At 34.3% G+C, this 12,876-nt stretch carries 9 protein-coding genes; 7 read left to right on the top strand and 2 right to left on the bottom strand.

Annotation, left to right across the window (positions count from 1 at the left end; translation table 11 throughout):
* Positions 1-371: 371 nt before the first annotated feature.
* Together ACWVCY_RS05415 and ACWVCY_RS05410 are read right to left on the bottom strand one after the other, a co-directional pair.
* Positions 372-1,253: an arginase family protein gene (locus ACWVCY_RS05415; protein WP_455140935.1), complete on the bottom strand. Its 882-nt coding sequence runs from the start codon at positions 1,251-1,253 to the stop codon at positions 372-374.
* A gap of 42 nt (positions 1,254-1,295) precedes the next feature.
* Positions 1,296-2,381: a zinc-binding dehydrogenase gene (locus ACWVCY_RS05410; RefSeq protein WP_455140933.1), complete on the bottom strand. Its 1,086-nt coding sequence runs from the start codon at positions 2,379-2,381 to the stop codon at positions 1,296-1,298.
* A gap of 558 nt (positions 2,382-2,939) precedes the next feature.
* On the opposite strand from ACWVCY_RS05410, the gene ACWVCY_RS05405 reads away from it, so the two are divergent.
* From ACWVCY_RS05405 to ACWVCY_RS05375, 7 genes are all read left to right on the top strand, one after another.
* The gene (locus ACWVCY_RS05405) at positions 2,940-3,278 is read left to right on the top strand and encodes a PadR family transcriptional regulator (protein WP_455140931.1); all 339 of its coding nucleotides are present in this window, start codon (positions 2,940-2,942) and stop codon (positions 3,276-3,278) included.
* 16 nt (positions 3,279-3,294) lie between these two features.
* Positions 3,295-3,972 carry an RDD family protein gene (locus ACWVCY_RS05400; RefSeq protein WP_455140929.1) on the top strand — a complete coding sequence of 226 codons (678 nt, stop codon included), beginning with the start codon at positions 3,295-3,297 and terminating at the stop codon, positions 3,970-3,972.
* Between the two features lie 9 nt (positions 3,973-3,981).
* Positions 3,982-7,395 (top strand): ABC transporter permease, encoded by a 3,414-nt coding sequence (locus tag ACWVCY_RS05395; protein WP_455140927.1) that lies wholly within the window; start codon positions 3,982-3,984, stop codon positions 7,393-7,395.
* 15 nt (positions 7,396-7,410) lie between these two features.
* The gene (locus ACWVCY_RS05390; protein ID WP_455140925.1) at positions 7,411-8,172 is read left to right on the top strand and encodes an ABC transporter ATP-binding protein; all 762 of its coding nucleotides are present in this window, start codon (positions 7,411-7,413) and stop codon (positions 8,170-8,172) included.
* A gap of 2 nt (positions 8,173-8,174) precedes the next feature.
* Entirely contained in the window at positions 8,175-9,995 is a 1,821-nt protein-coding gene (locus ACWVCY_RS05385; protein WP_455140923.1) for an ABC transporter ATP-binding protein, read from the top strand.
* A gap of 258 nt (positions 9,996-10,253) precedes the next feature.
* On the top strand, positions 10,254-11,987 hold the full coding sequence (locus ACWVCY_RS05380; RefSeq protein WP_455140921.1) for a 2-oxoacid:acceptor oxidoreductase subunit alpha: 1,734 nt from the start codon (positions 10,254-10,256) through the stop codon (positions 11,985-11,987).
* Positions 11,988-12,848: a thiamine pyrophosphate-dependent enzyme gene (locus tag ACWVCY_RS05375; protein ID WP_455140919.1), complete on the top strand. Its 861-nt coding sequence runs from the start codon at positions 11,988-11,990 to the stop codon at positions 12,846-12,848. It begins immediately after the preceding gene.
* Positions 12,849-12,876: the final 28 nt, after the last annotated feature.

Below are 12,876 nucleotides of genomic sequence, written 5' to 3'. Positions count from 1 at the left end.
TCTGGTTTTGAAGAACATGATTCTCTTTTATTAAATCTAGGTAAATTTAAAACTGGAAAATCTTGTCTCTATATTAATAAATTAGATGATGTTGATCAGAATATCTTACAAGAACTCATTAAAAAATCACTAGCTCACACGCGCAATCAAACTATCTAATAACTTTGGCTTTAGTTTAATGATTGATAAGAATTTTTTTTTATTCTTGTAAAAAGAAGAGATGATGATTTTCTTACTCCTAGAGTTCCAAAATCAATCTTTAGCTAATAAGATGGTTTACTTCCAGCAACAAAGTTTAATAATTTGTCAATTTTACCAATAAGTAAGTAAATCTTCACAAAATCTTCCCACTTTATAAAATTAAACCATTCCTAATTCAGTTTGCCTATAGATTGATTTTCAACGGTTTTTAAGATTAAATTTACCACTTTAAGTCCAGTATGAAGTGTTTTATCAATGAAATCCTTTTCGGGGTTATAGGCTGTGAGAGCTGCAGCTTTAATCTGAATATTATCACCAATTATCTTAATAGCTTCCTCCATTTCATGTAGAAAAAGCCCTTCAGGTGTAGGAAAGTCAACACCAGGAGCTACTGAAGGATCAAACACATCTATATCTATATGGAGATAAACTTGTTGAGTTTGTGACTTAAGTTCTGTTAACTTTGGTAGAAGACCATTTCGTATTCCTCTCTTCTTCAATATATTATTTTCAACAACAAGAACCTCGGTACTATCTAGAAGCTTACGTTCTTCGGGATCCAAATCACGTGCTCCAATGTGCAATATACAAGACTCTTGAATCGGATGCATATTCTCAATTATAGCATTTATATCATGAAAACACTGACCAGTTGCAATGGCTAACCCCATACCGTCAAGAAACCCACTTGGGGATGTTTCTGGAGTATTGAAATCTCCATGAGCATCTAACCAGATTATACCTGGTTTTGGTTTATCAAATCCTGCTAATGTACCTAGACATGTATTACAATTTCCTCCTAGAATAAAAGGAAAAAAACCTTCTTTTAATACTTTTTTAACAACATTTCCCAATGTATTATTTAAACTAGCAATGGTTTCTAATTCACGCTTATATTGTTTTGAAAGTCGTATTCTTTCAACCTTTACTTGATAGCCTTGATCTTTCAAATTCTGATCGATTCCTGCGTTTAAAAATCTGATGGGTCCCTTTCCCATACCAATATTTTCCTTTCCCAAGTGAAAGGGAACTTGAATGAGAGCGATCTTCAAATCTTTGTAACCTTCAAGTTTAATATAATTATCTCCATTTCTTTACGGTTTTATAATGGCTTTCATAACTCTTAGATGCTCAACATCATCTAAGGCTGTTGCAGCTTCTTCTAATGAATACTCACGACTAATAGTGTTTTTAAAAGGATATGTTGTAGAATATCGTTTAATTAAATCAACCGCTAAATAGAAATGGCTAAAATCACTACCCCAAGAACCTTTTATTGTTAAATGTTTCTTATTAATGTCTAAATGCGGATTGATTGTCACATCTCCCGCATTTGTATATTGTCCAACAATGGTATATGTTCCCCCGTCCCTAGTCATTTCTAATCCTTCTTTAACTGCTGTAGGTACACCCGTTGCTTCAATAGTTATATCAGCACCCCGATTGTACGTATGTTCAAATACCTGTTTGACTCGAGCTTCTGGATCAAAATCCATTATGTTAATTGTTGTATCAATCCCAAAATAATCAGCAATCTTCAACCGATGTCCAGGACCTCCAATCATAATAACATGAAACGCTCCACTCAATTTTGCTAATAATCCAGCCATTAAACCAACCGGTCCTGATCCTTGAATAACAACTGTATCCCCTAGTTTGATTTCAGATCGCTGAATTGCATGAATGGCAGTGGGTAATCCACACCCAGCAGCTATAAATGTTTTCATGAATTCATTATATGGAAGCTTAATTATCTTGACACCTGGTTTAAGATAAATATATTCAGACCAACCTCCTAAGAGTCCTTCTTTTGATGAATAAGTTATTCCGTATACTTTTCTTTTAGGACAACGGGTACTTGTCTTTGCGACAAGACAGTACCAGCAATTATTACAGGTCTCATGAACATCTAAGAATGTAATTGGATCCCCTTCTTGGAGTACTTTGCCCTCAATATCATAAATATCACCATTCAACTCTTCTATGGTTCCAGTAGAGACATGTCCTGGAATGATTGGATAGGGAACATCAGCTAAATGCCCTTTCTGAAGATGTACATCTGTTCCACAAACTTCAGAATAAGCAGTTTTTACAAGCGCAGCTCCTGATTCTAAACTCGGGTAAGGTTGTTCCTGCAATTCAATTTTTCCATTTTTTTTCATTATGACTACTTTTACCATTAATCAACTACCTCAAAATATTGTTGGATTAAATCCTTTTAAACGTATTCGCAATTCTTATTATTATTTTTTATTTCAGACTAAGATTATGTCCTAAAGTCATGTTATAGCTTAAAATAAGTATTAATCCAAATGTAAATAGGCTTAGATTATTTATCAAGGAGAACAGGGTTAAAAAAGATAAACTAATGATAGTTCCTAAAGGAAGTCTGATATTTCAAGAGATTAATACACATACATTGATATTTTTTCTTCAGAAATTCTTCATACAGTATAGTCAAAGAAAATATGTGTTATCAACTGTTTGCCTATTTTAAGACCCATCATTTCTCAAAATTAACTGGAATTTCATTTTGAAGTTAAGAAATATTGTATTTTTAACTTTAAGCAGTGATTTTCGAATATTTTAAACCAAACGTTGTTATTTTTTCATTTTTTATACTGTTAAATTAACATTCAGGTTCTACTATTCCGATAAGATGTGCCTTTTATAGGCACTTAATATTTGCAGTACATATATTTTGATTTCCAATACTCTTCCAAAGACAGATGATTTTCATGATTGAAGAATCACTCCTTCAAAAATGGCAAACCGAATATAAGAAAGGGTTTTCAAAACCACTTATTCTGTTTGCTTTACAGGAGGTTGGAAAAAGTACTGCATTCCCTCTAATCAAAAAAATAGTTGAATTATCTAAAGGACAAATAACGATTGTTGGATCTAATATCTATCCAATGCTCAAAAGTCTTGTTGATGAGAATTTAATTGAAAAAGATGAGGAATTAAAATATTATCAACTTACTCAGAGTGGTAAGGAATTTTTACTCCACCTAGGATATTCATTAACTGAATTTACACAGATGTTGCTAAATATAACTGAGAAAAATGCAAATTAAGGAGAATGTGACTAATATGGAAATTAAAAAAACCTCTAATTCGATATTGGGGTATATAAAGTCGATTAGCAAACTTCTTCCATATTCTGAATCACAAAAAGCTCCTGTATTGTTAGAACTACAAGAAGATGTTCGAATCGCAATGGAGTCATCAGATAAGAGACCTCCTTCGGTAGTATTCGGAGTACCGACAGAAGTTGCTCGAAATATAAGTATCAGCTATGATTGGGGGACAACACCAGCACGATGGACGATTAGAGTTCTTGCATCAATTATTGATTTTTCAATCATTATTGGTTTATTCGTGTTTTTTGGTTTCACCCGTATTATTCTTTCTGATTTTCAGCTTGATGCTTTAAAATGGCATGATCTTAACATTCCATTTGGCTTCTTCTTTATTAGTATACCAATATTTGGCTTTATACTTGTTTATTTCATAGTTTGTGAATATGTGTACTCTACTACAATAGGAAAAAAAATATTAGGTTTGCTGGTCGTTGACGAATCTGGAATCAAAATTACTTGGACTCAGTCTTTTATTAGAAATATTACAAAAGTCCCATTTCTTACTTCATTTCTCCCTTTCGATTTTTTCCTAGGAATATTATCAGAGAAAACTCGTGGGCGACAACAAAGAGTCCTTGATTTTATCGCAGGTACCATCGTTGTTAAACAAAGTAAAAATATAAGATAAGGTGTTTTCATGGGATTACTAGCTAGTTTAAAGATTGTTAAACGCTCTTTGACCCGGAGAAAAACAAAGAATCTAAGTGCAATTCTTGCAATTACCTTAGGTGTCACCTTAATGGTCGGAATTCAAATCACTACCGACACCTTAGAGAATGCATTTCTTACAAGCCTTCTCATTCGTGAAGGGGAAGTAGATATTCGTGTTTCAAACGCAACAGGAAGTTACCTCTCCACTGCGGATGAAACTATTATTTCGTCCTTAGCCCCTGATGCGTTAGGTGTGATGCCTGAATTGAAAACTTATGGGCCAGCTCTGGTTGGATCACAATTTGAACCGTCAATTTCTATGGCAGGCATTCCGCTAAATTATCCAAGTGTCTTTGGTTCATTCTATGACTGGATTTCAGGAGAAGAATTGGATATTAATGACTATTTAATTGATAATAAAAGTACTTTGGTGTCAAGTTCCTTAGCAGAAGATTTAGGATTGAACAAATCATCAGCCCTCCCAATAACCCTGAATACAGAGTTTAATAATTTATCTCTTGTAATGGTTATAAATGAAACAACAGGTCTCCCTATAATAAACATCACAACAGGATTACCGATTTTTACTGTAGAATTTAACACACTGAGAGTTAATATCTCTATAGGTGGAGTTTTTGATTCCAATCGTCCTGGAATAGGAGCATCTTATCGAGGGGTTTTATTTTCGATCAGAGCGTTACAGGATTGGCTGAGTTTAGAAGATATAACTCGAAATCATGATATCATAGGTAATTATTTAATTTCGTACCAAGAAGATCATTTCAATAACGCTATTGATGAAGAGCTTCTGCAAGCTAAGTTTGACGCTTTAGAAGCAGCTATTCCAACTAAATATATTAATGGCCAGGAAATTAGAGTATATAATCTTGATTCAGCTCGACTAGTCTATTATGGAATAATTGAATTAATTTTCAATCTTATGTCATCATTTTTAAATGTACTAGGACTCCTTATAGTCATAACAGGCATTTTATTGATCACAAATGTTCAATTAATGAGTGTAGAGGATCGCGAATTTCAAACAGGGGTAATGAGAGCCGTAGGGGAAAAACGAAGTGGGATTTTTCGTTCAATGTTTCTTGAGACTATCTTTCAAGGAGTATTTGGAGGAATTTTTGGCCTAGCGGGTGGATTGATCTTTGGACAAATAGTTGCCTTATATTTAGTTTTTCTATTTGCATCAGGTAGTGCAAGTGTTCAACCCATAGTTAAAGAATATGTAATCATATTTTCAGTTATCATCGGTGTAACTTTAGGAATTATAACAGGACTACTTCCAGCATTAAGAGCAAGTCGTGTAAATATAGTTGAGGCGTTGAGGGGAATTAAAATCAGTTTTGAAGAACGATCAGGCAGAAATTTCGCTCTAATCGGAATTCTTCTTACGTTATTAGGTCTAGTTTTCCTTCTTACTAATGGAGTTTTAAATGATGAATTTCAGTATATCTGGGAAACAGCTGGCTGGGATTCTGTCGAAGAATGGGAAAACTTACTTGTAGGATTCGGATTCCTTTCAATAGGACTCGGGATTATCATTTCACGCTATATCGATCGATCCAAAGCATTTAATATGACTGCTCTTATAATATGGACAATCCCTGTCTTTATGTTTGTCGTAGCCATGGGAGAAGGCTGGATCGCAGATTTATCAGGTAATGCAATTAATCTCTTAATTATTAGCATCGTTGAAATTGTTTTGGGGTCTGTTATGCTAGTTGGTATGAATCTTTCTCCCCTTATGAGGATTTTAAGAGGAAGTTTGATAAAAATAAGTGGGGTAAAAGGAGTGGCTCAGGTTGCTCCAGCGCTTATTTCTTCCCATAAGACCAGAAGTACACTAACTTTTGCTATATTTGCAGTTGTTTTAACACTTAATGTCACAGTTGCATCTTTAGTTGCAACAAATATAGATAGTAGTATTGGCCAATCCGAATCTGATTCTAGAGGAATTGATCTGTATGTTAAGCTGAGTAAGAAGGAAATAATTCTTGAAAATACTTCTTATACAGATGAGTTATATAACTTAGACTCAAGCATAACTGATGTTATTGGAATGAAGACTTTTTCGACCCGCACGGATTGGACTAAATTCTTAGCGACAAAAAATCCTCAATCTCCCGAATTTAATCCACAGGAACATCTCCTGCCGATTGGATACATTGAACTCCGTTCAGAACAGATCCGAGGGGAAGCCCAAGATTATTCTGATGATAACTGGAGATATGATTCTTATCTAGGAGTATTACCCGATGGTATTCGTCCACCAGGAATGCCAACATCAGCTATGGGGTTTGCTTCTGCGATTAGTTCCGACTATTCAGATGAAGAACTCCTAGAACTTTCAAAGAAATCATTTGATGCATTTTTTAATTCATCATACTCAATGTCAGTTTATAATATTACGTTTGACTTAGCAACTTTATCTGATACTGATTTTACTGATTTTGATCTCTCTCAAACTTTAGATGATATAGAAGTATTGACTATCAATGGAACACCCATCAAGAATCCAATTGTATTCACTGATTCATTCATCCTTCCAGTTGGTATGCAAATCTTCGTACCCATGAATATCTCGATGTTTGGTTTTCCTAATTATCAACCATTCACAATTGGAGGTGCCTTCGACTCGAATCGTGCCGGAGGCTTTCCCTTATCTTCAAGTGGATTTAGAAGTGGATTTTCAGGCGATTTTAGTAGTACACTTGGGAATATTTACATCCCAGAGAGATTTTCTAAATATACAAACTTTTTTGGTGAAGCTAATGGAATTTCACCCATTTCAAGAGCTCCAAACCAATTTGATACTTATTTGATAAAAACAAGTTATTCATTAGATGATCCAGTGATTAAGGATCTAGCCATAAAGATAGAGGAGTTTACAAATACTCAAGATGAAGGATATCGAAAACTTGTTGACGATAATTTCATTGTTGCTACAGCTACTACTCTTTATTCTAAAATTGCTGAAGAACTAGAAATGATGACACAAATGACTTCATTCCTTGAAATTTATGTTAATTTTGGATTAATCATTGGTGCAGTAGGAATGGCGGTAATTTCAGTTCGTAATGTTGCAGAGAGAAAACGTGAGATTGGAATGATGCGTGCAATTGGATTTCCTCGTTTTCAAGTAATGCTGTCAGCTTTATTAGAGTTATTTGTGCTAGGTTTCGTTGGACTGTTTATTGGAGTTGTAAATGGACTTATTGTTAATCTTGGATTCGCAAATATGATGGGTGTTTCAATGGTAATCCCGTGGAATACTATCATAACCTATCTTTCATTTATTACCTTTATAGGTTTACTTGCAGGAGCAATTCCAGGTTGGGTTGCAAGTAGAATACCTGCTGCTGAAGCTCTTAGATATGTAGGATAAAATGGTGATCTAAAAATGTCATATGGTGAGATAATAGAACTAGAGGGTATACGTTTTCGTCTGATTGACGATTCCGAGACAATTCTCAAGATTCGCAGATTACATAAACGATACAATGAAGGAAAGTCAAATGAAGTACACGCACTTCGTGGGATAGATTTAGACGTTAAAAAAGGGGATATGATGGCAATTATGGGGCCATCTGGATGTGGAAAGACAACACTCTTAAATATGATCGGACACCTTGATTACAACTCTGGAGGAGAGATCATAATCGATTATCTGGACACAAACAAGCTTTCAGATTCTGAAATGACTGCTTTCAGAAGAGATAATATTGGTTTCATTTTCCAGCTATTTAATTTATTCCCATTTTTAACTGCTGTTGAAAATGTAGAGACCCCTTTATTATTAAAGGATATCCCTTCAGGAGTAGCTAGAGAACAAGCTAAAATGTTACTCCGGGATTTAGGTATGGGCGATCGACTATATCATTATCCATTGGAGCTTTCTGGCGGTCAACAGCAAAGAGTTGCCATTGCACGAGCTTTAATTAATAACCCTGCCATTATTCTAGGAGATGAGCCTACAGGGGACCTAGATAGTTCAACAAGTGCTGAAGTTATGAAATTATTTAGACGAATCAATCAAATGAACCAACAAACATTCATCTTAGTCACTCATAATCGATGGATTGCGGAGAAATGTGATTATATAATCCACATGGTAGATGGAAAAATCTCTCATGTTGAAAATGGCCCATTCATGGAGGATTAAAAATGAAAGTTTATACAGCTGCTTTGATTAATAAACCCTCGCGACGATTAAACAGAGAATTGGGAAATAAAATTAGCTCAGAGTTAAAGAATGCGATTTCAGCAAAAAGTTCCCAGATAAGTACTCAGGAACTGAATACTTTTCTATTTGTTTCAGGAACAAGAAATGGCCATTTTAATCCTGATATTGTAGAGAAAGTGGAAAAAGGAAAATTAAAACGCATTTTTAATGATTATTACAAAAAAAATGAATCTCGTTTTCAAAGGTACTTGAAAAAAAATCAAGAGCTTCATGAAACTTCTCAAATAATAAAGAATTTTGTTCAAGAAATTGAGCCAAGGTTGGGTAAAAGATTAGGGTCGAATCTTGAGAAGCTGCATATTGAATTACCAAAAGAGTTTAGAAAAATTAGTAGTAAAAGCTTTATTACAGTCTGGGATATGGAGGAAATTCAAGAGTACCGCTTTTTTCTCTCAGGATTCGATTTTCCATTTTTCACTGGATATACACAGAAAAATATGAAGATTGATAGTCTTGTTGATAAATTATTGATCATTAATTTCTTTATGAATTTTTTAACACCTTCACTTCAACGATTTATTAACATGAAATCAGTTTTAGTAAGATTGGAAGATGAGATTAAGAAAACACATTATCGAAGCTCAGATGAAAGGTTACAGGAAAAATTTGAACTATTTTTGCGGATTTTGGTTGCCAAACTCTCTGCATTAGAGGAAGTAGATAATCAAATCTATAGAATATTCAATCTTTTTGAAATCCCTAAAATGATTATAACACAATACAACCTAAAGAGTGACTTTCAAGATATTAATACAACAATTGCTACAATTTCAGATCAAATTAACGAAGGAAAAACTCAGCTCCATGAACTTAGTGAGTTAATTCAGCGATGCCAGAAATGCTTCAGAGATTATCTTGATGAAACTGTTAATGGAGTAAAGATAGCAGAATCAACACGTGAATTTATTACTCACCTTAAGTCTATTAGTAGAATAAGTATTGATCTTTTTGTTGAAGCTGAATCACTAAAAATGTGGTCTGATTTTTTTGGTTCTGATATCCCCTTCTTTAGTTTTAATGTACAATTGATTGATCAGGGTGATGAAGGACCAGTTAACATTGATAAAGACGTAATCTTGGCTGTTAGAGGTCTTTTTAAAAATTATAACCTAGGACGCAATACTGTGTACGCACTTCGGGGTGTTAATCTCGATATTAAAGAAGGAGAATTTGTTGCAATCGTAGGAAGTTCAGGGGCTGGTAAAACGACCCTTTTAAACTGCATGGCCAGTTTAGATTCTCCCGATCACGGAAATGTGTATTTCAGAGGTAAAGATTTACATAAAATGAAAGATTCTGAAAAATCCGAAGTTAGATTGAAGCATTTCGGATTTATTTTTCAAAGCTATGCGCTGCTTCCCCATTTTAACACTAAAGAAAATATTGCACTTCCAGCAGACTTGGCAGGAAGATTAAATACTGAGTTAAAGAAAAGGATAGAGGGTCTTCTCCGCGGTGTTGGGATTGATCAACAAGCAGGTCAATTTCCTGCTCAATTAAGTGGAGGTCAGATGCAACGAGTTGCAATTGCACGCGCATTAACTAATCAGCCATCCATTATTTTTGCTGATGAACCAACAGGTGATTTAGATTCTGTTACAGGAACTCAAGTGATGGAATTGTTAAAGAATTTTCATGAACACACCAAAACTACTATCGTAATAATCACTCATGAACAAGATATTGCAGCTTATGCCCAAAGACAAATCTTGATGGAAGATGGGATTATCTCTAAACATTAATTTAAAAAAAAATAATCCTTATAGAGATAATCAATTATTTATGCTGTTTATAAGTTCATCTGATATTTTACTCTAGTGTAATAATTTTTTTTAATAAATTATTAAAATTAAGGGAAAATATGCTTAATTTATTTTATCTTACCCGAATTGTGATTTATTTCTGAAAATTTTACCTGAAGAGATAAAAAGCTATTTATCTAATCTCTTCTTTAAGTTGAAGAATAACAAAAATCATTAATTTTATTGTGGAAAAGGATAATGCAACACGATTCAAAGAATGATATATCTATTGTATTATGTGGAGCAGCGGGGCAAGGTATAGCAACTGTAGAGGAACTTCTTACCAAAATTTTGAAAAAATCTGGATTATATGTCTTTTCCACCTCAGAATTCATGTCACGAGTAAGAGGAGGAACAAATTCTACAACTATACGAGTTTCATCACAGCCTGTTCGTGCATACTGCGATCGAATTGATATTTTGATTCCATTAACAAAAGAAGCTGTAGGTCATGTTAAATCCCGTATAACCCAAAATACCTGCATAATTGGAGATGAAAATTTAATTGGGGAGCATCCATTTAATGGTTGTACTTTTCTAGAGATTGATTTTACGAAGATAGCAGAAATAATTGGAAACCGTATCTATTCAAACAGTGTGGCTATCGGAGTGTTAGCTACTCTCTTTAAGACTGAAAGAAAGCTTATTGATGATATTCTAACAGAACAGTTCCATCAAAAAGGAATCGAGATTGTTCAAAAGAATTTAGAGGCAGCAAATAAAGGAGCTGATATTATCGAAGAAGTTTTAACTAAAAAACCTCTGAATTTAAATCTCAATATTTCTCGTGATCCAAATATTAGTTCAGACTTAATCCTTTCAGGTAGAGACGCAATAGCCTTAGGGGCAATAGCAGGAGGTTGTAGTTATGTGTGCTTTTATCCTATGGCCCCAAGTACCGGGATAGCGTCTTTTATTGCTCAGTATGGGGAAGATTTTGGAATTATTGTCGATCAAAGCGAAGATGAGATTTCAGCAATAAATAAATGTTATGGTGCATGGTATGCAGGGGCTCGTGGATTTGTAACTACTTCTGGAGGAGGATTTGCCTTGATGACTGAGACTATTTCATTAATTGGAGTAACAGAGAGTCCGATGGTTATAAATTTGGGACAAAGACCAGGACCAGCCACTGGAATGCCTACCCGAACGGAGCAAGGTGATTTGCAGCTTGCATTACATGCTGGACATGGAGATTTTCCAAGAATCCTATTAGCTCCTGGATCAATAGAGGAAGCTTTCATTTTAACACAAGAAGCATTTAATTTAGCTGATAAGTTCCAAGTACCTGTAATAATTTTATCAGATCATTATATTGTAAATTCAGCGTATAATTTATCTGATCTTAGCATTTTAAATCTAACAATACCAAACTATTTCGTAGAAACTGCAGAGGGTTATCAAAGATATGAATTTACAGATAATGGAATTTCTCCAAGAGGAATACCAGGATATGGAAAGGGAATGATTCGAGTAGACTCTCACACTCACACTGAAGATGGTTATATTACAGAAGACGCTTCAATTCGTAACAAATCTGTTGAAAAAATGATGAAAAAGTTAGAAATGATAAAATATGACGCTTTTCCCCCTAAATTTATTGGTCCTTCCGATTACAATATTTTAATGATTGGCTGGGGAAGTAATTATCACATCATTGAAGAAGTACTTGCTGAATTACGCGAGGAAGAGTATTCTGTCGCCTTTCTACATTTTTTACAAGTATTTCCGTTACCAAGAAGCACTCTTGATTACTTGAAGAAAGCTGACAAAATAATAATTATTGAAAATAATGCAACAGGTCAGTTTGCAAATTTAATAAAAGTTGAATTTGGTCATGAAATACCCCATAAAATATTAAAATATAGTGGTTATCCTTTTTCAGTAGAAGAATTGTTAGAAAAGGTACTAGTGATAATTAGAGGTGATTAAATGTCAAAAAAAGGAACAGAATGGGATAGTAAAAACGATCCACACTGGTGCCCAGGATGTGGTAATTTTGGTGCTCTTCGTAGTTTAAAAGAATCTCTGATCGACTTAAATATTCACCCTCAAGATACAGTTTTTGTCACGGGAATAGGACAGGCTGGGAAGTTTTGTCATTTTATAAATGGAAATATCTTGAATGGCTTACATGGAAGATATTTATCAAATGCGACTGCGATAAAAGCAGCAAATCCTCATTTACACGTTATTGCAATCTCAGGTGATGGTTGTACTTATAGCGAGGGTGGTAATCATTTTCTTCATACTATTCGATATAATCCAGATATTGTAAATATTGTTCATAATAATGGTGTGTATGGTTTAACAAAAGGACAGGCCTCTCCAACCAGCGATATCGGATTCATAACCAGCGTACAGAGAGTAGGAGTATATAATGAGCCATTAAACCCTATTGCTATCGCTATTGCCCAAAATGCCTCTTTTGTCTCCCGAGCTTTTGTCGGCCACCCTGAAGAGACAAAAGAAATAATTAAAAAGGCATTAAACCATAAAGGGTATGCGCTAATAGATCTTTTCTCCCCATGTGTCAGTTTCAATCGACTGAATACGTATCAATGGTTCAGAGAGAATACTTACTACCTAGATGAGACTCATGATCCATATGATCAAAAAATGGCTTTAGAAAAAGCCCTAGAGAAGAAAAAATTACCTTTAGGAACCTTTTATATCAATCCTAAACCAACTTATGAACAAAACACTCGTATCTATTCAAAAGATTCTCGCCCTTTATTTCAACGTGAATTGAATAAAGAAGTTTTGATTAGATTAATAAGTAGATTCAGATAATTATCCACCAATTTGAAGGAATTATCAA

Source organism: Candidatus Hodarchaeum mangrovi, from assembly GCF_975850365.1.
Note: the sequence above shows the minus strand (reverse complement) of the source record. Positions and strands in the feature narration are given on the sequence as shown.